The organism is Nocardiopsis sp. Huas11, from assembly GCF_003634495.1.
Classification (GTDB): domain Bacteria; phylum Actinomycetota; class Actinomycetes; order Streptosporangiales; family Streptosporangiaceae; genus Nocardiopsis.
The window spans coordinates 7,294,273-7,316,456 of sequence record NZ_RBKY01000001.1 but is presented as its reverse complement, the minus strand read 5'-3'; the positions used below and the strand labels follow the sequence as shown (position 1 = coordinate 7,316,456).

The following is a 22,184-nucleotide window of genomic DNA, read 5'->3' as shown; positions in this document are numbered from 1 at the left end:
GCCCTGAGACGGCCCGCGGTCAGCCGCTCCCCGAGCGCCACCCCTCCGCCTCCACCGCGTCCGGCCTGCGCTGCCTGAGGCCGGAGACCAGCGCCCAGCGATAGCCGAAGCAGGACACGACGAGCGCGGCCACGCACAGCACGGTGAGTGCCACCTGCCCGAGGGCCAGCCCCGTGGCGGCCCCGATCAGGCCGCCGGACAGGAGCACGCCCACCCACCACCAGCGCGGACCGCCCAGCGCGATCCCGCCGTAGACGGCCGATCCAACGAGGGTTCCCGCCACGAGGAGGATCCCCAGGCCGCAGAGGACGATGGCGACTGGAAGCAGGTCGTCCGGGGGATCGGTGTCGGTGTACACGGCAAGGGGGGCCGCGGCCAGCAGGAAGCACAGCACACCCAGGACGATCGCGGCGGTGGCGGCCAGGGTGAGCTTCGCGGTCGTGCCGAGCGGTTCGGAGTACCGGTCCAGCGTCGCCGACCACGAACCCCACATGATCCAGCCCACGATGGTCAGGAAGACGCCCAGGATGAGCGGCACCACGAACACGGGGCTCTCGTGGCCGTCCTCGACGAAGTTCATCAGCAGGCCGATCGGTATGGACAGCACGAGGAGCGCCAGGCCCGCCAACGCGCTGTAACCGAACCCGCGCGCCATCCGACGCGCCGGATGCCTCTTTCCCACTCCGCGCTGCACGGGCCCACCTCTTCCGCCGACGTTCTGTCCTGGTCGATGCTCCGCCACTGTAGGACTGCGGAGGTCACCACGGCCAGAGGGGGCGGTCCGGGCGGCCTGCGGAGGCGGCCGGCCCAGGCTCGTCGGTCACCTCGACCGCGGACCCGGGACGGCGCGGGCCGGGGCGTCAGGGGCGGGCGCACCCCACTGTGAACCGGGAGGCGCGGTGTCGCGATACTCCCTGGGGAGGTGGTTCGTGCTCACCGAGTACGTGCGGGACCATGCGTTCACCGTTGCCTGGTTCGGCCTGATGTCCATGGTGTGGTTCGGCTGGGGCCAGGAGGATCCGCCCGGCCCGTGGCGGTGGCGGCTGGGGGTCGCCTCGGTCCTGGGCATCGCCCTGGCGGGCCTGTTCGGTGTCGCCACGGCCCTGAGCTGGTCCGGGGAGTCCGCGCTCGACGGCCGGTACCACTGGTTCGGCGTTCTCGTCGGCGTGGAGGTGATCGCCGCCGGCCTCGGGTGCCTGCTCTTCGCCCGCTCCGGGAACGGTCGCTGGATGGCCTGGTGGGTGGCCGTGATCGTCGCCTCGCACTTCCTGCCGCTGGCCGTGCTGCTCGACGACGTGTCGATCGCCGCGGTCGGGGTGGTCCAGGGGATCGCTTTGGCCCTGCTGGTGCCGCGGCTGCGGCGGAGCGAGGTCACCACGAGCCGCTACGTGGGGCCGGTGATGGGCGTGGTGCTGCTGGGCTTCGCCGCGGTCTCGGCGGCGCTGTTCGTGGCCGAGAGCGGCCTGCCCTGGCGGGTGTGAGGGCGGCGGGTGTGACCGGTAGCGGCCCGCCCTGGTGGACCTGACCGCGCCCGCCCTGGTGGACCTGACCGCGCCCGCCCTGGCGGACCTGACCGCGCCCGGCCGGTGCGTCGTCCGGCCGGCGCGGTCCGCGATCAGCCGTCGCTCGGCAGCGCGCACCCGTCGGGGCCGCAGGCCTCGCCGTCCTGCGCCGCGCCGACCGTCGTCAGCGGAGCGTGGTTCGCCCACGCCTGCTCCAGGGCCTGGCCGAAGGCCTCGACCGGCTGGGCGCCGGAGACCCCGTAGGCACGGTCCAGGACGAAGAAGGGGACTCCGGAGGCGCCGAGCCGGGCGCCCTCCTGCTCGTCGGCGCGGACGTCGGCGGCGTAGCGCTCGGGGTCCTCCAGCACCGCGCGCGCGGCGTCGGCGTCCAGCCCCGCCTCGGCGGCCAGGTCGACGAGGCGCTCGACGCCGTCGAAGGCGGAGCGCTCCTCGGCGAAGTTGGCCCGGTAGAGCAGGTCGATCAGCTCGTGCTGGCGGCCGTGCTCACGGGCGAAGTGCAGGAGGCGGTGCATGTCGAAGCTGTTGCCGACGTCGCGGCCGGCCGTGCGGTACTCCAGGCCCTCGTCGGCGGCGTTGGCCGCGATGCGCTCCTCGGCCTGCAGGGCCTGCGCTTCGGAGAGGCCGTACTTCTTGGCGAGCATCGGCAGCACCGGCTCGGTCACGCCGTGGGGGCGCGAGGGGTCCAGCTCGTAGGAGCGGTGCACGACCTCGACCGCGTCGCGGTGCTCGAAACCGGCGAGGGCCTTGTCGAAACGGGCCTTCCCGACGTAGCACCAGGGGCAGTTGATGTCGGTCCAGATCTCGACGCGCATGGGGCGACTTCCTTGTGGCTGTGCTCGGGCGGGAGCGTGCGGCCCCGCCGTGGAGGTTCTCTCCGCTGAGCTCCTCAACACCCGTCCGATTTCGGGCATTCCGGATTAAGCGACAGCTGTCGCTTACGCAGGGGAGTGACCCTCGTCTCGCCGTGCGGTGCTTCGGCGGCCGGTCCGGGGTCGGACTGGGCGGCGCGGCTGGCGCGAAGGGGACATCTTGCTCTCTGCCAGGTAACTAATCCCTTTCCGGCCCATCCGAAATGGGGTTCTCTAGGGCAGTTCGGTGGTGAGTTCGGTGGCTTATTGCCGTATTGTGCACCTTTTGGGGTGTTTGGTTGGTGCGTGCAATGTGCCCTTGACGGGGAAACGCGGAGCCGCCATGTCCGCTCCCAACCCGCACAATGCCTCACTATAGGGATGGGGTAGACAAGGCATGGCGGATACGCCGTCCGGATCGGGCGGCACGGACCTGTGTGCAGGAGGCGGGGATGGCGAAGGCGTCACGGCGCGGCACCGCCGCGCGTGACCTGGAGGACGACGCGGAGCTCGGTGCGCCGCGCGCCCGTCGGCCACGGGCCGGTGCGGGCGGACGCTGGTGGGTCGGCGTGGGACGCGCCGTCCTGTGGGCGTTCATCATCGTCGTCATCTTCAACGGCATCTGGTTCCCCCTCCGCGGCGGGCTCGCCCTGCCGGCTCCGTCCGAGGAACCCCAGGAGACCGAGACGGCCGCGTTTCCCGAGACCGCGGCGGCGGCCTTCGCGCTGCGCTTCGCCGACACCTACCTCGACACCGAGGACCCCGAGGCGCGCCTGGAGGCGCTGGCCGCCTACGTGCCCGAGGGCGAGGCCGCCGCGCTCGACGCCGGCGCCGACAGCCTCACCGGGGAGAACCTCACCGTCACCTCGATCGACGTGGCCGACGACAACAACGCGGTCGTCGTCGTACGCGGTGACGTCAACGGCGGCGCGATGAGCCTGGAGGTGCCCGTCTACGCCGACGGCGAGGCGCTGGCCGTGTCGGGTCCGCCCGCGCTCCTGGCCGCGCCGACCCGCGCCTCCCTGCCCCAGCCGGCGTCCGTCGACGAGGACGCCCAGGCGGCCGAGGCACTCCAGGGCGTGCTCAACGGCTTCTTCGACGCCTACGCGGAGGGGCCCGAGCACCTGGAGCAGTACGTGGAGCGGGGCGCGGCGATCACGCCCCTGCCCGAGAACAGTCTGAGCATCGTCGAACTGTCCGACGTCGTCGTGCCATCCCAGACGGCGACCGGGGATGATGACGTACGACAGGTGGCGCTGACGGCGCTGTGGTCGGTCCTGGACTCCGACGGAGCCGAGGTCGGCCGGCTCAGGCAGAGCTACCTCGTCACGGTCGTGAACTCCGGCAGTGAGTGGCGCGTACGTGACATCCAGGGTGCCCCGCACTCGTTCGGCGACTGACGGGGCCAGTAGGCAAGGAGGACGAGAGAAACCATGAGTACCACCGAGACGACGGGGGAGGGCGGGACCTGACATGCTCCCCCTCCTGTCTTCAGCATCGGACGTCTTCACCTCCTCGGGTGGCGACCACCTCCTCATCCTCGCCGCGGAGGCGAACCCCTCCACGGAAGCCCCCGACACCGGGGGCCTCGCCGACTTCCTGCGAGGCTTCTTCGGTCCCCTCTTCCTGGTCATCGTGTCGATCGTCGCGGTGTTCTTCCTGTTCACGAGGGAGATCACGCGCTTCGCGCAGTTCATCATCCTGGCGATCTTCATCGGGATCGTCTTCTACGTCCCCGGCATCATCGAGGTCATCGCGGTGGCGCTCGCCCGAGCGATGGGCGTAACGGCGGAATAGGCGAGGGAGGCCGGGACCGTGGATCTGCCCACGTACACCAACATCTGGCGTATCGAGAAGCGGCTGTACAAGCTCTACGATTTCCGGCTGCCCATGCCGCTTCCGGTGGGCACGTTCGGGGTCGCCCTCGGCGTGTTCGCGCTGTGGGTGATCCTGCTCAGCATCCTCAACGCCCCCTTCGCGTTCGGTAACGGCTGGCACCTGGTGATGTGGGTCGTGCCGCCCGGCGTCATCACGGTGCTGGCCACCCGGCCGGTGATCGAGGGCAAGCGCCTGACCGAGCTCCTGATCTCCCAGGCCCGCTTCCTCACGGAGGCGCGGGTGTACACCCGGTTGGCCCCCGAGTACGAGCCGGCCGAGGTCCGGGTGTCGGTGCGCGTGTGGCACCGGGACCCGGAGGCCGGGCCCCTGCCCGTCGTGGGACGCCGCCGCGTGGAGCGTGCGGCGGTCGAGCCCGAGCAGGCCGCGGTGGAGGACGCCGTGGCCCGCCCGGAGGCGGCGCCTCCGCTCGTCGGGCTCCCCGTGTCCGCGGCGGAGGCCGCGGCCGCCCCGGCCGAGGACACCGAGCGGATCGAGGCCGCCGAGCGGATCGAGCCCGTCGAGGCGGAGGAGCTCGCGCGGGCCTCTGCTCCACTGGAGCGGTCGGAGCCCTTCGCGGTCTCCACACGGCCGGAACCGGTCGACGAGCCCCAGCCCGAGCCGGAACCCGAGCCCCGGCCGCGGCGGGCCGTCGAGCCCGAGCGCCGTCCCGCGCGTGCGCGCGAGCGCGAGCGCGCGCGCGAACCAGAGCGAGAGCGCGTACCGGTGGCGGCCGCCGCCCTGAGCGGACGCCGTGGCGACGACGCCGTGGCGGGTCGGGCCGAGGAACCCGTCCACGACCTGGAGGACGGGGTCCGCGACGACGACGCCGTGCGGCGCCCCGGCATGGGCCGACGTGTCCTCAACTACTTCGGCTTCGGCCTCGGTGCCGCGCCCCCGGAGGCTCCGGGCGAGGCGACCGGCTCCGGCGGCGGCGATGGCGCCGCCGAGGAGGAGGACTTCACGGACTTCGACCAGGAGGCCGTGCACGCCACCGAGGACGAGGAGCGGACCGAGAGCCAGGACTGGTTCGCCCGGCTGCGCGCCTCCTCGGGCGAGACCCCGGTCGGACTGACCTCCAAGAGCGCCTACTCCGTCGGTGACACCGGTGCGATGAGCCGGGAGGACCTCGCCGACGCGGTGGCGGAGACCGACCACGACCGCCGGCGCGCCGAGGAGGTCATGGCCGCGCCCGAGAGCGCCGACGACGAGTCGCCGGCCGCCCGACGGCTGCGCGGCCGCGCCCAGGGGATTCAGGTGACCCGGGACCTGGAGGAGCGCCGCTCCGACCAGGCCAGGGAGCCCGCCCCGCAGACACCGCCGCGCCCCCAGGGCCAGGGGCAGGGACTGCCCGCCCGCGAGGAGGGCGACAAGCCGGAGCCGCCCCGTCGCCGGGGACGGCCGCACGCCGCGCCCTGGGAACTGGAGCGCGGAGGTGTGGTTCGGCGCGGGTCCGCCGAGCCGGACGGTCAGGCCGACCTGTTCGACTACGCGGCCCGCTTCGCGGCCGCCACGGGCCGTCCCGCCGCGCCCGAGCCCGCCGCGGCGCCCTGGCTGCCCCCGGCCGCCGCGACGCCCGCCCCGGAGCCCTCGGTCGAAGAGGCCGATGGGGCCGAGGAGTCCGAAGCGACCGAAGCGACCGAGGAGGTCGCGCGGAGCCGGACCGAGGCCCCGGCCGACGACGCCGGGACGGCCGACGCCGGCGAGCCCGCCGTCCAGGACGGCCCGGCGACCACGCTCGGCGACGCGCGGACCCCGACCGGCACCGACGAGGCGGCCCCCGGCGAGGCACCCGCCGACACGGACACGGCCACGCCGCGGCCGTCGGCCAAGCCCGCGCTGGAGATCGACCACGGCACCGGCGAACAGGCCGCCCTGCCGCCGCAGCCGAACGAGGGCGCCCAGGAGCGCGGTCCCGAGTGGGACGAGCACATGTCGGTGCTCGACCAGCACCTGATCAAGGCCGACACCCCGGCGCCGCCCCGTCCCACGTTCGCCGACGTCGTCCCGGCCCAGGAGCGCGACGTCGAGGCCACGGACCCGGGTGAGTGGTTCGACGACGGCAAGAAGCGCCACCCCGACCAGCCCAAGGTGGGCGACCGCGACAACCCGGTGATCCCGGCCGGCGAACTCCGCGAGGCCGCAGAGGCCGCTGAAGCAGCCGAGACCGCCGGGGCAGCCGAGGCGGAGGAGACCCGGGCGCCGGAGGAGACGAAGGAGCCGGAGGCGGGCACCGGCGAGGCCAAGCCGCCGACGCAGCTCGACCACGGCACGGGCGAACTCGTCAGCTTCGTGGAGGTGCGCGACGAGCCCGCGCGCGCCGTCCCGCGCCGCACGCCGGGCTCGGTGGAGGGCGCGTCCACGGAGCGACCCGCCGAGGCCCCCGCCGCCGGTACCGAGCAGCCCACGCCGGCCGCCGAGCGCCGGACGACCGACGCGCCCGCGTTCGCCGGCAGCTGGACCGTCGAGGAGCCCGCACGCGCCGCCGGGCACCGCCCGCGTGACACGGACGAGGGAGCGACCGCCGAGCGGTCCGCCGACGGCCGGACGGAGGAGGACACGGGCGTCACCGCGCGCCGCACGGCCGAGGACCTGGCGGCCGCGGAGGCCGCCGCGCTGGCCCGCCGCCGCGCGGCCGCCGCCGAGGGCCCCGGGGTCCGCGACCCGCGGGCCAACCCCAGCATGGCCACGACCCGCGGGGACGAGCGGAGCACCGCGGCGGCCCCGGAGAACGGGAACGAGGACACCCGAACGGAAGCGCCGGCCGCGCCGGCCGCGCCGGCCGCGGAGGGCGGGAAGACGGCCACGCGAACGGAGGCCCCGGCCGAGGACGCCCCGCACACCTCCGTCGAGCACGATCCGCACGACGGCGTCTTCCACCGCGTGGCCCAGAACGCCCGCCGGCTCGGCCAGCTCTTCGGCCAGCCGGCACCGGGGGAGGAGCCCGCGCCGCCGGGCCAGGACGAGTCCAAGCCCGCGCTGGAGCTCGACCACGGCACCGGCGAACAGGACCGGCTCGGCGACACCCCCAACGGGGTGCCCACCCACCGGCCCGACCCGGAGCGGGTCGAGCGCGAGGAACCCTCCTCCGACTCCGGCGGCACACGCGGCTGGCGGCGACTGGCCAAGGTCGTCACCGGCGGCGCCGCCCCCGTGCGCTCGGACCTGCCCGCCAGCGACATCGAGCGGCTGCGCACCCCGCTGGACTCCCCGTGCGGGCTCGTCGTCCTCGGCTGCACCGGCGGCGCCGGGCAGACCGTGACCACGCTGATGATCGGCCACACCCTGGCCGCCCACCGCGACGACCGCATCGTGGCCGTGGACGTCAACCCGGGGCCCAACGGGCTCTCCCGCCGGGTCGGCGCGCAGAGCCCCGAGACCCTCACCGCCCTGCTCGCCAACGCGGACTCGGTCGAGGACTACGCGCACATGCGCGCCTACGCCAGCCGCGCCGGGACCGGGCTGGAGGTCGTCCAGACCCTCGACGACCCCTACGTCCAGACCCTGGACGAGCGCGACTACACCCAGCTCACCCGGCTCCTGGGCGGGTTCTACTCGGTGACCCTGCTCGACCCGGCGGCCACGGGCGTGGCCCGCTCCCTGCCGGGCGCGGACGGCCTCGTGCTGGTCGCCCCGGCCAGCGCCGACGCCGAGCGGGCCGTGTCCATGACCTTCGACTGGCTGGACGGCAACGGCTACGGCGCCCTGCGGGCCAACTCCGTGCTCGTCGTCAACGGCGTGAGCAAGCGCAGCCTGGGCGACGTGGACGCCGCCGAACGGGTGGCGCGCGGGCGGTGCCGCGCCATCGTGCGGATCCCGTGGGACGACCACCTCGGGTCGTCCTACACCAAGATCGACGTCGGTGCGCTGCGGCCCGCCACCAAGCGCGCCCACGGCGCTCTGGGCAGGGTTCTGGTCAGTGTGCTCACGGGCTCCAGATAGCTCCTGCGGGCCCGTGAGCGAGGCTCGGGCGGGCGGAGCGTCCCCGCCCGCCCGGCGTCGGGTCAGCGCCCGACAGGCGTGAAGTCACGCGCCGCGAGGAACTCGGGGCGCGGTCGGCCGGCGCTGAACGGTTTCGTGCACGTGTTCTCGACGCTGTTGAACACGATGAACACGTTGGACCGGGGGTAGGGCGTGATGTTGCCGCCCGATCCGTGCATGCAGTTGGAGTCGAACACGGTGACGTCGCCGGCCGCGCCGGTCAGGACGTCGATGCCGTGCCGGTTGGCCAGGAAGGACAGCGAGTCCTGGTCGGGCGTCCCGATGTGCTGGCTCACCAGGGAGTCCCGGTAGTGGTCGTCCGGGGTCTCGCCGACGCACGAGACGAAGGTCTTGTGCGAGCCCGGCATGATCATCAGCGCGCCGTTGTGCGTGAAGTTGTCGGTGAGCGCGACGGAGAAGCTGACCGTCCGCATCCGGGGCAGGCCGTCCTCGGCGTGCCAGGTCTCGAAGTCCGAGTGCCAGTAGAACGAGCCCCCGCCGAAGCCGGGCTTGTAGTTGATCCGGCTCTGGTGCACGTACACGTCCGAGCCGAGCAGCTGGCGTGCGCGCTCGACCAGCCGGGGGTCGTTGACGAGGTCGGCGAAGACCCGACTGATCTTGTGCACCTCGAACACCGATCGGACCTCGTTCGAGGAGGGCTCGACGACGACGCGCTCGTCGGCCCGCAGGTCCTCGTCCGCGCTCAGGCGCTTGAGCTCCGCGCGGTAGGCCTCCACCTCCTCGCCGCTGACAAGGGAGCGCGCCTGGGTGTACCCCCGGTCCCCGTAGTTCCTGACCTCATCGGTGCTGAAGGGACCGCTGGTCGCGTCCCCCCACACGACGGGGTCCTGACGGTAGAGCAGGGCCGGCTCGGCGGCCTTACGGGTCGGGTAGTCGTCCGCGGTCGGAAGATCCATCTGCAGAGTCATGGCCGATCCCCTCGTTGGGGTTCATCCTCTCTGAGCTCGAAGTCTTTCCTTACGACACGTGAACTTAACAAATCCAGAAGTCGCCTTTTAGGGCGCCCTTCTGTGTCGTGTGTTTATCGGTGATTCGACTGGGTATGAGAGTCATACTATATGGGGCAAAACAAAATGACCTCTCAATGGTCGCGGTGCATGCCGTCCTCCCTTTGCCGCTGTTACCTGCGCGGTGTCACCCCGGGTGGCCGATGGGATCGCCTTCCGTGAGTTGTGCCAGGTCGTCCGGTTGCGGCGCTCCCGGCCGAGGACACCGCGCCAGGGCCTTGTCTGCCAGTGTGCGCTAGACCACTAAAAAATGGTGCAAACCCTGGTTCAAAGTGCGGCGCGCGTCATCCGCCATTCCTGAGGAATTCGGCCCAGGGGTACTGGCACAATGCGCGCTGTCACCGCACAGTAGTGGGGTCCGCTTCCCTCACCCGCTTCTGAGGAGTGACAGTGCCCCCGTTCCCCCGCGTTGTTCACGGCGCCCTCGCGTCGGCCGCGGCCGCCCTTCTGGTGGTCGTCCTCGGCTGGTCCTCGCCGGCCGCCGCCGACCACGTCCTGCCCCCCGCGATCCCCAGCACCTCCGCGGCCCAGACCCAGCTCGACTCCCTCACCGTCCAGGCCAAGGGACCCCAGACCGGCTACGACCGAAGCCTCTTCCCGCACTGGAACAACATCGACCCCCCGTGCTCCGCCCGCCAGGTGGTCCTCGGACGCGACGGCCACGACGTCGTCACCGACTCCGGATGCCAGCCGACCAGCGGCAGCTGGTGGAGCGCCTTCGACGACACCTGGGTCCACGACGACCCGTCCCAGATCAGCGTCGACCACATGGTCGCGCTCAGCGAGGCCTGGAAGACGGGTGCCGCGAGCTGGACCACCGGCCGCCGCGCGGACTTCGCCAACGACGTGCAGTCCTCCCAGCTGTGGCTGGCCACGCCCTCCAGCAACAGCTCCAAGGGCGACAGCGACCCCTCGGAGTGGATGCCGCCGAACACGGGCGTCCACTGCGACTACGTCAAGTCCTGGGTCAACGTGAAGTACCGCTACGACCTCACCGTGACCTCGACCGAGAAGTCCGCCATCCAGAACACCATCGACACCCGCTGCTGACGCGGCGTCGCGGCTCGCCCGGCCCGCCCGGGCGAGCCGCCCCGTCTCGGACGGGGCCGTTTGCGCCCTCGTCGCCCCTTCGTGCCCACCCGTCACCGTCGCGGCCGAACACTCTCACCGGATTGGGGCGCGCCGGAACCCCGTCCGCTTCCTCACCTTCCCGGTGATGCTCCACTATGGGTTGAGCACGGGCGGGCGACGCGACCAGGAGGGTACAGATGACCAGCACCAGGGGGACACGGGGCGCGACCCGTCTCGCGGTCCGCTACTTCGACGACCGCGTGCTGTTCAGCGACAGCGAGGCCTGGGCCTACTTCCGCCTGCCCACGGTGTCCTACGAATTCACCACCCCCGAGGAGCGCCAGGGCCTGGCCACCAACATCACCATCGCCCTGGCCGCCATCCGCATGAACGACGCCGAGGTCCACCTGCGCGTCGCCCACCGGACCTACCCGGCGGCCCAGTGGGCCACCGAACTCGACCGGACCGCCGACGCCGGCCCCGGCTGGTACGACTACCTCGACGAGACCTACCGCCACGTCTGGGCGAAGGACTTCTGGACCAAGGAGGTCTACCTCGGGGTCCGCCTCGGCCAGCGCAACGCCGGCGCGGGACTGGGCCTGTTCTCCCAGCTCGTGGGCGCCTACCAGCGCACCGAGCAGGTCCTGGGCATCGACGACGCCGCGATCGACGACAAGGAGATCGCGCGCTGGACCGACCAGTCCGAACGCCTCGGCCGCGCCCTGGCCGCCAGCTCCCTGCACGCCCGCCACGCCACCTCCGACGAGATCGCCTGGCTCGTGCGCCACGCCGTCAGCGGCACCGCCGAGGAGGTGCGCCCCTCCGCCACCGGCCGCCGCACCTGGGGCCGCGGCGAGATCGAGGCGCTCGTCGACGGGGTGGTGCACAACGGCCGCTCCTCCCTGCGACTGGAGCAGCCCGCCGGCTCCACCCACGTCGCCTTCCTGTCCTTCGCCCGCTTCCCCGACCTGATGCCCTTCCCCGACGGCGAGCCGTGGCTGCACCACGCCGACGCGCTGCCCTTCCCCGTCGAGATGTCCCTGCGGATGAAGCTCATCCCGCCCGCCAAGGCCAGCAAGGACGTGGGCCGCAAGCTCGCGCACGCCCGTGACATGGACGCCCACATCCGCGAGGCCGGGGTGGAGGCGCCCATCGCGCTCGCCGAGCAGATCGACGCCGCCCGGATGCTGGAGCACGGCATCACCAAGGAGCGCCTGCCGTTCGTCTACGGCTGGCACCGGCTCATGGTGTCCGCGCCCACCGAGCGCCTGCTCGGGCAGCAGGTGGAGGCGGTCGTGGAGCACTACCGCGACATCGGCATCGACGTCATCAACTCCACCGGTGACCAGTTCGCGCTCTTCAACGAGTCCCTTCCGGGTGACCGCATCCGCCTCAACGCCTACGCCCAGCGCCAGCCCCTGCGCACCATCGCGGGCGGCATGCCCACCGCCACCGTCGACGTCGGCGACCGGGTCGACCACACCGGCGGCGGCTGGGTCGGCCCCTACATCGGCGAGACGATCGGCCGGGCCCGCTCGATCGTGCACTTCGACCCCATGGTCGCCGCGGCCCGCAACCGCCCCACGGCCATCGCGATCACCGGCGAGCCCGGCGGCGGCAAGACCACGCTGGCCCTGCTGCTCATCTACCAGCTCGCGCTGCGCGGGGTCACCGTCGCCGCCATCGACCCCAAGGGCGACGCGGAGTCGCTCGTCGAACTCCTCAAGCACCGGGGCCGCAAGGCTCGCATCATGTCCCTGGGATCGGCCGAGCCGGGCCTGCTGGACCCGTTCGCCTTCGGTGACGACCTGCCCGCCAAGAAGACCATGGCGACCGAGACCCTGCGCCTGCTCCTGCCGAGGATGAGCGAGGAACGCGAGTCCGCCATGATCCAGGCGGTGGCCGCGGTCGCCAACCAGCCCCGGCCCTCGCTCGCCAAGGTCGTCGACTACCTCATCGGCGCCTCCGACCCGGCCTCGCGCAACCTCGGCGCGGTGCTCCAGTCGATGTCGGAGATGCGCCTGGCCAGCCTGTGCTTCGACCCGCAGGGGGACGCGCGGATCGACACCGAGGGGTGGACCACGGTGTTCACCCTGGGCGGGCTCACCCTGCCCGACTCCGGTGTGGGCCGCGACGACTACTCCTACGAGCAGCGCCTGTCGGTCGCCCTGCTCTACCTGGTCTCGCAGTTCGCCCGGCGGCTCATGAACGGGCTGGACCGCCACCTGCCCAAGGCGATCTTCCTCGACGAGGCGTGGGCGGTGACCTCCACTCCGGAGGGCGCCAAGCTGGTCCCCGAGGTGTCGCGGATGGGGCGCTCGCGCAACACCGCGCTCATCCTGGTGTCGCAGAACGCCGGCGACCTCCTCAACGAGCAGGTCACCAACTGCCTGTCGTCGGTGTTCGCCTTCCGGTCCAGCGAGCGCTTCGAGGTGGAGAGCGTGATGGCGCTGCTGGGCGTGGAGCCCACCGAGGACCACCTGTCGGTGCTGCGCAACCTGGGCAACGGCGAGTGCCTGTTCCGCGACCTGGACGGCCGGTCGGGGCGGATCGGCGTCGACCTGGTCTCGGAGGACCTGCTGCGCTGGCTGGACACCAACCCGACCCGTCGCCACCCGGGCCCGGAGGACCTGGTGCGCGCCGCCACGCGCGAGGAGTGAGGCGGGGGAGCGGGAGCGCGGGGGCCGGTCGGCCCCGGGGCGGTGCCGTCCGGGACCGTGCGCCGAGGGGTCCGGTGGCGGTCGAGTAGGGCGCGGTCCCGGGCCGCGCATCGGACAAGTCGTGGCAAAGGTGTGCGGGACGCCAGGTTCGGGGCGCGCCCCGGATGGGCATTTCCTACCCTGCCGGGTTCCTCCGCCCGGTGTTCGTCCCCGTCGCCCCACCACGACCGAGCCACCACTCACGAGGGACCGCCCATGAGTGAGGACGTCCTCCAGCCACCCCCGTCCACCCCCCTCCCGCCGCCCCCGCCGGAGAGCCGCCGGCTTCGGCCGCGTCCTGTCGTCGACCCCGCGCTTCCCCTGTCGCTGCGCGAACGGCTGCTCGAGGGACGCCGCCCCGAGCCCTTACCGTTCCCCTACGGCACGAGCGAGGACTCCACCACCCGCTCGGCCCGGGTGCGCGAAGGGCTGGCGCAGGTGGTCGGGGTCGGTTTCACGCTGAGCCTGGCCCTGCTCACCGCCGGGTGGTACCTCGGCATGGTCATCGCGACCATCAGCCTCGTGGCCTTCGTCGCCGCCCTCGGCTTCCGCAAGGACGCCCACCGGGTCACGCGGCTGGTGGGCGGACTCGTCGGCGCCGGCGCGCTGGCGACCACCCCGGTCTGGCTCATGGACGTCGTCCCGCAGGATCCGGTGACGGGGGTGCCCTGGCTGCTGTTCGGGGTGCTCGTGGCCATGGTGGCGGCCGACGCCTTCACCTCCCGGGTGGCCGGCGCCCCCGGGGAGCGGGAGAGGGCCGCGGTCATCACCGCCGACGACGTCAGCGAGGTCGACCACGTGCACCTGGCCACGGTGCAGCGTGTCATCGACCAGGTGGACGAGGCCGGCGCGGTGTTCCACGGACGGGGCTCCCTGGACACCGACCGGGCCCTGTGCGTCCTACGCGACCAGGAGTGGCGCATCGCCGTCCTTCTGGCCCGCCAGCGCGAACTGCGCCGAGCCCACCTGCGCCGCTGGCAGCGCGCGGCCTCGCCACGCGTGCGCGAGGCCCTCAAACCGCAGCGGGAGCACCTGCACGCGGTCGAGGAGGCGGTGCGCGCCCGGGTGGCGCAGATCGCCGAGTACGGGCGCCTCGTGGAAGGCGCCGTGTCCGCCCACCGCGAGTGGGAGCAGTGCCAGGAGGCGCTGGACTCCACGGCCGAGTACGCCGACCACGCGGCGTCGGCGGCCTTCCTCGGCATGGCGTCGGGGCCCGTGGCGGAGCTGTCCACCACCGCCGATCTCGCGCGCGAGGTGCGCGACGAACGCGTCCGGCTCCTGAGCGAGCACACCCTCGTCCGCGGCCTGTCCGTGGCGCCGACCCTGCCCGAGGGGCCCGGCGACCGGGCGGCCTCGCTCGGAGGGCGGGCCGGGTAGCGACCGGGTGGGGGACCGCGCGTCCCCCGCCCGGTCGCGGCGGCCCCGCCGGGGCACGCCCCGCCGAGCTTCGGCGCGCCCATGCGCGGGTCGGCGGGACCACGCGCCACCGGCGCGCCGTGATTGACCGGATGCGGACAGCGAGGGGCCCGGGACACCGTCTCGGGGGACCGACAACTCTGACATATTGGCCGCATGAGTGAAGTCCGGGAAAGCGTCGACCACTTCCGCGCCACAGCTCAGGAGGGCGTCGCCGCCCTGCTCGCGACCGGTCGGGGCGGGTACGTCGACATCTGCCAGGGAGCGCGCCGCCGCCTGCTCGACGTGCTCGAACCCGGGACCGACCCCGAGGGCCCGCAGGTCAGGGCGGCCCTGGAGGGCCTCGCGGCCTACGTCGACGACGCCATGGAAACGCACATGCAACGGCAGCGCCGCTGGCGCTCGCGCACGGACAGCGAACGCCTCACCCGCGCCTTCCGCGCCCTGGACGAGTCCGGGATCATCGCCCGCGAGGACCACATGTGCTGTGACACCTGCGCCGGGGGCTCCCTCCGCCAGGCGGTCCTCGTCCACCAGAAGGCGCCCGAGGGCCCCTCGATCCGCGGCTACGCCTACTACCACGAGCAGGACACGCGGGCCGCGGTGCGCGACGGCACCCTCATGGTCGGCTTCGGGGCCACGCACGAGATCCGCCGGGCCGCCGTCGGCGAGGAGGTCGCCGAGACCCTGCGCGCCCACGGGCTCACCGTCACCTGGAACGGCGACCCCGGTACCAAGCTCGACGTGGCCGTGGACTGGCGCCGCCGCCGCTGGGGGCGCGGCGCAGCGCACCCGGGACCGGCCGTGGCCGGGGAGCCCGAGGTCGAGGTCTCCTACCGGCACGAGTCACCGCCGGCCTGGATGACCCACTACCAGGGCCGCGTCACCGTCCGCGAACTCGCGCGCATGGTGCTGCCGTGGCTGCCGCGCGGGCACGCGGCCACCCTCACCAGCGATCGCGGGCACACGATCGAGGTCTCCCGGGACTTCGACCTGCTGCGCGTGCTCGGGGACGTCCGCACTCTGCCCCGCGAGCGCCTGGAGGAACCGCTCAGCCGGTGGGCGGTCGGCGGTGTCTGGCCGGAGGAGGACGCCCGTTCGTCCCACACCGGGATGCTCGACGTCATCTACAGCGACGACTCGGCCGAGGGGATCGGCGGGATCGACAGCGCCGAGCCCATGGAGACGGCCGCCGCACGCGAACTCGTGCATCGGCTGACGCCGGCCGAGGGCAACTTCGCCGTGTTCGTCGCGAGCGACGAGTCCTGTGTCCAGATGATGTGGGAGGCCGGGCCCCGGCTGTGGATGGAGAGCCCCTTCCCCGCGCAGCGCCTCTCCCGCGGCCGGTTCGTCACCACGTCGGAGGCGGAGGAGATGGTGCGGATCCTGGCCGACGAGCGCCGGCTCGCGCTGGGGGAGCTGGGGGAGCTGGCCGTCACCACCTGGTGAGGCCGCCGGGCGCCGGGCGCGCCTCAGGCGTGGTTCTGGCCGAACGCCTCACCGAAGCCGAAGAACGCCCTCGACTTCGGGGGCACGAGCAGGAGCCCGCCGATGACCAACTGGAACACCAGCGCCAGGGCGTAGATCCACAGTTGCTCGCGTGAGTAGACCAGGACCGAGAACAGCGTGAACACCAGCAGCACCGCCACCACGATCTGCACGATCACCACCGCGCCGTACAACAACCGCGAGCGGGTCATCAGACCCACGGCCGCGAAGGCCGCGAACAGTCCCCAGGCGCCCAGCATCGTCACCGTGCCCCAGCCGTAGTCGTCGGAGCCGTCCAGGACCTCGGCGACGTACAGCGCCGTGAGGACCATCAGGTAGAGCGCGTTGACGCCCAGCATGGCCGACGCGGCGATCACCGCGACCGGCTTGGGCGCCCCGTCGCCGCCCCGTGCCGTGCGGAGCGGACCCGTCCCGCCCGCGCCGTAGCGCTGGTCGGGGGCGAACCGGGCGGTCGCGCCCGGCTGCGGACCCGTCCCGGGGACGCCCTGCGCGCCCTGGGCGGTCATCGGGTGGTAGCCGGTCCGGGTGCCTCCGGCCGCGAACCCGCCCGAGGGGGTCGAACCGACCCGCCCCGTCGGCCCGTGTGCCGGATCGGGGGGCTGGGGACCGGTGCCCTGCTGCGGGCCCGTCGGTCGACCCGGTCCCGGCCCCTGCTGTCGCTGCTGCTGCCCCGGCGCGTGGCCCTGGTGGTAGGCCTGCTGCGGCTGCGGCTGCGGCTGCGGGACCCGGGCCGTCGGCGGTGTCTGCGGCCGGGTCTGGTGCGCGGGCTGCGCGGGGCCGCCGGGGGCGCCGTACGGCTGGGGCGTGTGCGGCCCCGAGCCCGCCGGGGACTGGCCCCCGGTCCCGCCCTGGCGCGCGGTCGGATGTCCACCGGGGGAGCCCGGGTGCCCCTGGTGACCCGGCGCCGACGCCATCCCGGTGTGGGCGCCCGAACCCCCGTGGCCCGGCGCGGGGAAGGCCGCAACGCCGCCCGAAGGACCTCCGGGCCCGCCCTGGGCGCCGGTGTTCGGACCGGTCGCGGCACCGCCGCCCGACCCGTTGCCCGCCGCGCTCTTGGCGCGCTTGAGCAGGGCCAGCGCCTGGTCCGGATCGGGCCGCTGGGCGGCGTCCCGGTCGAGCAGGGCGGCGATGAGCTCCCGCAGCGCGGCGCCGGCCGCGTTCTCGCTCCCGGAGACGGCGGTGAGCGGGGGCGGCACCGGCGCGGTCAGCACGGCCGTGATGATGCCCGTGATGCTGTCCCGCTTGAACGGCGACCGCCCTTCGAGCAGGGCGAACAGCGTCACGCCCAGGCTCCACAGGTCGGACGCGGGCAGGGCCCGCTCGCCCTCGAACCGCTCGGGGGCCATGTACTCCGGAGAACCGATGTACACGCCCGTCTGCGTCAGTGCGGTGCTGCCGTCGACGTTGGCGATGCCGAAGTCGGTGAGCACGGTGCGGTCGTCGTCGGTCAGCATGATGTTCGCGGGCTTGACGTCCCGGTGGGTGACGCCCGCGGCGTGCGCCGCCTTCAGCCCGCCCAGCAGCGACCGGGCGGCCTCCTCGACGCGCTCGACGGGCATCGGGCCGTGCTGCTCCAGGTGCTGGGCCAGGGACCGTCCGCTGAGCAGCTCCATGACGATCCACGGGCTCTCGCCGTCGTCCAGCACGTCGTGGACGGCCACCACCGCGGTGCTCTGGATCCGCGCGGTCGCCTGCGCCTCGCGCATCGACCGGGCGTGCGCCTCCGCGCGCTCCTGCGCGTCCATGCCGTCGGGGAGCAGGACCTCCTTGACGGCCACGTCGCGCTGCAGGGCGGGATCCCACGCGCGCCAGACCGTGCCCATCCCGCCCGCGCCGAGCCGCTCCTGGAGTTCGTATCGGCCGACGGAGGAGCGACCGGGGGAAGACATAGGGGCGCATCCCTTCTGGCGGTGGGGGACGATGCGCAGGCCAATCTATCCAAGAAAAGCCCTACCGCGGCGCTTTTACGGTGGCGGCCGACGTTGTACGGATCAATCCCACTGTAGGCCGCGTTGCCGGACGTGCCCCACCTCTCGCGCGAGCTGACCGGTAGTGGTCAGCCTCCGGCGCGGGTGTTTCAGTGCGCCGCGGCCTTCCACGCGTCCCGGCTCGGCCTCCCACAGGCTTTCCCTATGGTTTCCGTGAGATCGTCCATGGTTGTCCTTTGGATGTGTTTCGACTTACTCTGTGGGCCGTGACCAGGCGTGATGCACCTGACGCCCCGCCGGAATTGGAGTTGTGATGCGTTTCTCCCCGAAGGTCCTCGCCAAGTACGAGGGCGACTTCACCTTCCTGAAGGCTCCGAGCGAGCTGCCCGCCGCCCAGTACGACCCGGCGGTCGCGCAGACGGTCACCAGGATGCTGAACGACATCGAGAGCCGCGGGCTCGCGGCCGTCGAGGAGTACGCGCGCAAGCTCGACGACTACTCCGGCGAGTTCGTCCTGGACGAGAAGGTCCTCCAGACCAGTGGCGACCGCCTGCCCCGGGAGCTGCGCGAGGCGATCGAGACGGGCTCGCGGCGGACCCGGGCCTTCGCGGCCGAGACGCGTCGCCACCTCCAGGACTTCGAGTACGAGACGGCGCCCGGCGTGGTCTGCGGCGTGCGCTACGTGCCGATCCGCCAGGTCGGCGCCTACCTGCCCGCGGGCCGGTTCCCGCTGACGGCGAGCGCCTTCATGACGGTCGGCGTGGCCAAGGAGGCCGGCGTCCCCCTCGTCACGGCCGCCACGCCCCCGGGACCCGACGGGCGCGCCAACGACGCCGTCCTGTACGCCGCTTACCTGTCCGGCGTGGACCGGGTCTTCGTCCTCGGCGGGGTCCAGGCACTGGCGACCCTGGCCTTCGGCCTGCTCGACGAGCTTCCGGCGGACATGATCGTCGGCGCCGGGAACGCCTACGTCGCGGAGGCCAAGCGCCAGCTCTTCGGACGCGTGGCCATCGACCTGCCGGCCGGACCCTCCGAGGTCGCCGTCATCGCCGACGAGACGGTGGAGGCCGAGATCGTCGCCGCCGACCTGCTGGGCCAGGCCGAGCACGGCCCCCAGTCGCCCGCCGCGCTGATCACCACGTCCGCCGAGTTCGCGCGGCAGGTCTCCGACGCCGTCGACCGCCAGCTCGCCACCCTCTCGACCCGCGACATCGCCGGGCCCGCGTGGCGGGACTTCGGCTCGATCACCGTCGCCGAGAGCCGTGAGGTGGCGGTCGCCCTCATGGACGACCTCGCCCCCGAGCACCTCGAGGTGATCACCTCCGACGACGACTGGTACCACGACCGGCTCTCGAACTACGGCTCGGTGTTCCTCGGCCCGTGGAGCACGGTCGCCTACTCCGACAAGGGCATGGCCGGGACGAACCACACCCTGCCCACCGCCGGAGGCGCCAAGCACAGCGCCGGCCTGTCGGTCTCGCGCTTCGTCAAGCCGCTCACCTACCAGCGGGTCGCCCGCGAGGCCACTCCGTCCACGGCCGAGGCGGTGGTGACCATCTCCGACGCCGAGGGGATGGAGGCGCACAGCCGCACGGCCTCCTACCGCCTGGACCGGTACCGGGGCTGACGTCAGGCGCCTGGGGTCCGTGAGGGCGCCTGGGGACCGGGGCCGTGAGGGCGCCGGGGCTCCGTGAGGGTCGCCGGGGGACCGTGAGGTCGCCTGGGGTCCGTGAGGGTTACGAGGGGCGATGGGCCGGACCGGAGATGGACCGACGGACCAGGGACATGATCTCCTCCGTCGCCCGCGAGACCACCGAGTCCTCGCGGGTGACCAGAGCGAGTGTCTCGGTGAAGCGCGGCTCGAACGGGTGGGTCCGCACTCCCTTGGGGATCCGCCTCGCGCGCCGCAGGGAGGCGCTCACGATCGTGGCACCGGTACCGCCGGCGACCAGGGTGAGGGCGGACTCGACCTGCTCGACCTCTATGAGCGGCTCCAGGGCCACGCCCTCCCGCTGGGCGCGGTCCAGCAACTGCCGCCTCGTGGGGTCGAGCCAGCCGCTGTGGGTGTCGTAGAGGACGAGGCCCGCCGACGCCAGGTCCTCCACGGTCGCGGGGCCGCGGACGCGTCCGTCGTCCGCGGCGGCGAAGAGGACCTCGTCCCGGACCAGCGGTTCGTACTCCAGTCCCTCGGCCGTCACGGGCAGGACGACCAGGCCGGCTTCGAGCCGACCGTCGCTCACGGACTGCGCGACGTCGTGGGAGTTGAGGCCGACCATGCGGATGCGCACCTTCGGGTGCTTGGCGTGGAACTCCTCGACCAGGTTGGACAGGCCGTAGTAGTTGGCGTTGCGCGGGACGCCGAAAGTGGCCACCCCGGCCTCCAGGGAGCGCAGGGCGCGCATGGCGTGCTCCGCGTCCTCGACGGCCTGCAGCGCGCGCACCGCGTACACCTGGAGTTCGTCCGCGGCGGCCGTCGGCACGAGGCGCCTGCTGCCCCGGACGAAGAGCCGCGTCTCCAGGTGCCCCTCGAGTCTGACGATGAGTTCGGACACCGAGGCCTGGGAGACCCCGAGGTTCTCGGCGGCCCGCGTGAACGTGCCGGACTCGACGGTCTTGAGGAAGGCGCGCAGCTGGGCCAGCGTCATCGACATAGGGAAAACCTAACAGGAATATGGATTTGCCCAGGGTTACCCACAGGTGGCCGCTGGCATGGCGTCACCGCGTCACCGCGTCACCGCGTCACCGCGTCCCCCGGACTTCGGGTCGCCTCTCGGAAAGGAAACACCGTGACCGCAGACATCCCCTCGGTGCGACAGGAGCCGCAACTGCGGCGTGCCCTGGGCACACTCGACTCCTACGCCCTCGGTTTCGGCGCCATGATCGGATTCGGGTGGGTGGTCCTGACCGGAGGCTGGCTCGAAGCCGCCGGAACCCTCGGAACGGTCATCGCCCTGGTCTCGGGCGGGCTCATCATGGTGGTCGTCGGGCTCGTCTACGCGGAGCTGACCTCCGCGATGCCCAAGGCCGGCGGTGAGCACCACTACATGATGCGCGGCCTCGGAGCCCGATGGGCCTTCGTCGGATCGTGGGGGGTCACCGGCGGATACATCGCGATCGTGGCCTTCGAGGCCGTCGCGCTGCCCCGCACCATCGGCTACGTCTTCCCCCAGATCGACCAGGGGCACCTGTGGTCGGTGTTCGGTTCCGACGTCTACCTGGTGTGGGCGCTCATCGGTTCGGTGTCCGCGCTGGTCATCACCGCGATCAACTACGCGGGCATCAAGGCGGCCGGCCTGGCGCAGACCTTCGTCGTCCTGTTCCTGGTGATCGTCGGCGTCCTGCTGATCTTCGGTTCGGGCATGAACGGCTCGGTCGCCCACATGGAGCCGTTCTTCACCGGCACGGCGGGGCTCTTCACCGTGCTCATCGTCGTGCCGTTCCTCTTCGTCGGCTTCGACGTGATCCCGCAGACCGCGGAGGAGCTGCGGATGAGCCCTCGCAAGGTCGGCAGGCTCATCGTCGTCTCCGTGGTGATCGCGACCCTGTGGTACGTCGTGGTCGCGCTCACGACCGCGTCCTCGATGCCCCTGGACGAGCTGCTCGGCTCGGAACTGGCCACCGCCGACGCCATGGGCGCGCTCTTCGACAGCCGGTTCATGGCCCACCTGCTGATCGCGGGCGGCATCGCCGGCATCATCACCTCGTGGATCGCCATGATGATCGGCGCCTCGCGCCTGATGTACGCCATGGGCAGGTCAGGGATGCTGCCCCGCTGGTTCGGCAGGGTGCACCCGCGGTTCCGCACACCGTCCAACGCCATCGTCTTCATCGGGGCGATCTCCATCGTGGCGCCCTTCCTCGGTGAAGGCGCGCTGGGCTGGCTCGTGGACTCCGGCTCGCCCAGCATCGTGCTCACCTACCTGATGGTCTGCGTGGTGTTCCTCGTGCTGCGCCGCAAGGAGCCCGGGATGGAGCGCCCCTTCAGCACCGGCGCCGGCCGGCTGGGCTTCGGCGTCGGGGTGCTCGGACTCGTCCTCACCGTGGGGCTGCTGGCGCTCTACATCCCGGGGATGCCCGCGTCGATCCACCCGGTCTCCTACCTGATCTTCGGCGCGTGGTGGCTGCTCGGCCTCGTGTTCGTGCTGCGCATCCCGCGCGGGGTCCACGGGGGAGTGGACGCGGAGGAACGGCTTCTGGACGCGCTTCGGCGACGCCGGTCCGGCTGACCCCGGCCCGCTCGTCCACGACACCGCCGCCGTGCCTCCCGGTCCCGGAAGGCACGGCGGCGGTGTGCTGGGGGCCGGGC

The 22,184-nt window shown here is 72.7% G+C and carries 15 protein-coding genes; 10 read left to right on the top strand and 5 right to left on the bottom strand.

Going from position 1 to position 22,184, the window contains the following annotated elements; genetic code table 11:
- Positions 1-19: 19 nt before the first annotated feature.
- Entirely contained in the window at positions 20-694 is a 675-nt protein-coding gene (locus tag DFP74_RS32630) for a hypothetical protein (protein ID WP_233571268.1), read from the bottom strand.
- Positions 695-899: 205 nt separating this feature from the next.
- On the opposite strand from DFP74_RS32630, the gene DFP74_RS32625 reads away from it, so the two are divergent.
- On the top strand, positions 900-1,481 hold the full coding sequence (locus DFP74_RS32625; RefSeq protein WP_199725843.1) for a hypothetical protein: 582 nt from the start codon (positions 900-902) through the stop codon (positions 1,479-1,481).
- A 134-nt stretch (positions 1,482-1,615) separates the two neighbouring features.
- Here the strand turns inward: DFP74_RS32625 and DFP74_RS32620 are convergent, their stop codons facing one another.
- A complete protein-coding gene (locus tag DFP74_RS32620; RefSeq protein WP_121187839.1) occupies positions 1,616-2,335 on the bottom strand; it encodes a DsbA family oxidoreductase in 720 nt (239 codons plus the stop codon).
- 488 nt (positions 2,336-2,823) lie between these two features.
- On the opposite strand from DFP74_RS32620, the gene DFP74_RS32615 reads away from it, so the two are divergent.
- The 3 genes from DFP74_RS32615 (at position 2,824) to DFP74_RS32605 (ending at position 8,188) form a co-directional block, all read left to right on the top strand.
- A complete protein-coding gene (locus DFP74_RS32615) occupies positions 2,824-3,771 on the top strand; it encodes a conjugal transfer protein (RefSeq protein WP_121187837.1) in 948 nt (315 codons plus the stop codon).
- 73 nt (positions 3,772-3,844) lie between these two features.
- Positions 3,845-4,168: a hypothetical protein gene (locus tag DFP74_RS32610; protein ID WP_121187835.1), complete on the top strand. Its 324-nt coding sequence runs from the start codon at positions 3,845-3,847 to the stop codon at positions 4,166-4,168.
- Between the two features lie 18 nt (positions 4,169-4,186).
- Entirely contained in the window at positions 4,187-8,188 is a 4,002-nt protein-coding gene (locus tag DFP74_RS32605; RefSeq protein ID WP_121187833.1) for a TcpE family conjugal transfer membrane protein, read from the top strand.
- A gap of 62 nt (positions 8,189-8,250) precedes the next feature.
- Here the strand turns inward: DFP74_RS32605 and thpD are convergent, their stop codons facing one another.
- On the bottom strand, positions 8,251-9,156 hold the full coding sequence (gene thpD / locus DFP74_RS32600; RefSeq protein ID WP_233571267.1) for an ectoine hydroxylase: 906 nt from the start codon (positions 9,154-9,156) through the stop codon (positions 8,251-8,253).
- A 489-nt stretch (positions 9,157-9,645) separates the two neighbouring features.
- On the opposite strand from thpD, the gene DFP74_RS32595 reads away from it, so the two are divergent.
- From DFP74_RS32595 to DFP74_RS32580, 4 genes are all read left to right on the top strand, one after another.
- A complete protein-coding gene (locus DFP74_RS32595; RefSeq protein WP_121187831.1) occupies positions 9,646-10,305 on the top strand; it encodes a DUF1524 domain-containing protein in 660 nt (219 codons plus the stop codon).
- Positions 10,306-10,523: 218 nt separating this feature from the next.
- Positions 10,524-12,986: an ATP-binding protein gene (locus tag DFP74_RS32590; RefSeq protein WP_121187829.1), complete on the top strand. Its 2,463-nt coding sequence runs from the start codon at positions 10,524-10,526 to the stop codon at positions 12,984-12,986.
- A 255-nt stretch (positions 12,987-13,241) separates the two neighbouring features.
- Complete coding sequence (locus DFP74_RS32585; RefSeq protein ID WP_199725842.1) at positions 13,242-14,402, top strand: hypothetical protein; 1,161 nt, start codon at positions 13,242-13,244, stop codon at positions 14,400-14,402.
- Between the two features lie 195 nt (positions 14,403-14,597).
- Positions 14,598-15,890, top strand: a complete 1,293-nt coding sequence (locus tag DFP74_RS32580) for a DUF6891 domain-containing protein (protein ID WP_121187827.1) — start codon at positions 14,598-14,600, stop codon at positions 15,888-15,890.
- Positions 15,891-15,913: 23 nt separating this feature from the next.
- On the opposite strand, the gene DFP74_RS32575 is transcribed toward DFP74_RS32580, so the two are convergent.
- On the bottom strand, positions 15,914-17,839 hold the full coding sequence (locus DFP74_RS32575; RefSeq protein ID WP_121187825.1) for a serine/threonine-protein kinase: 1,926 nt from the start codon (positions 17,837-17,839) through the stop codon (positions 15,914-15,916).
- A gap of 352 nt (positions 17,840-18,191) precedes the next feature.
- On the opposite strand from DFP74_RS32575, the gene hisD reads away from it, so the two are divergent.
- The gene (gene hisD / locus DFP74_RS32570; protein ID WP_121187823.1) at positions 18,192-19,505 is read left to right on the top strand and encodes a histidinol dehydrogenase; all 1,314 of its coding nucleotides are present in this window, start codon (positions 18,192-18,194) and stop codon (positions 19,503-19,505) included.
- Positions 19,506-19,614: 109 nt separating this feature from the next.
- Here the strand turns inward: hisD and DFP74_RS32565 are convergent, their stop codons facing one another.
- On the bottom strand, positions 19,615-20,529 hold the full coding sequence (locus DFP74_RS32565; protein ID WP_121187821.1) for a LysR family transcriptional regulator: 915 nt from the start codon (positions 20,527-20,529) through the stop codon (positions 19,615-19,617).
- 135 nt (positions 20,530-20,664) lie between these two features.
- Here DFP74_RS32565 and DFP74_RS32560 point away from each other — a divergent pair, with 135 nt between their 5' ends.
- Entirely contained in the window at positions 20,665-22,104 is a 1,440-nt protein-coding gene (locus DFP74_RS32560) for an APC family permease (RefSeq protein ID WP_233571266.1), read from the top strand.
- Positions 22,105-22,184: the final 80 nt, after the last annotated feature.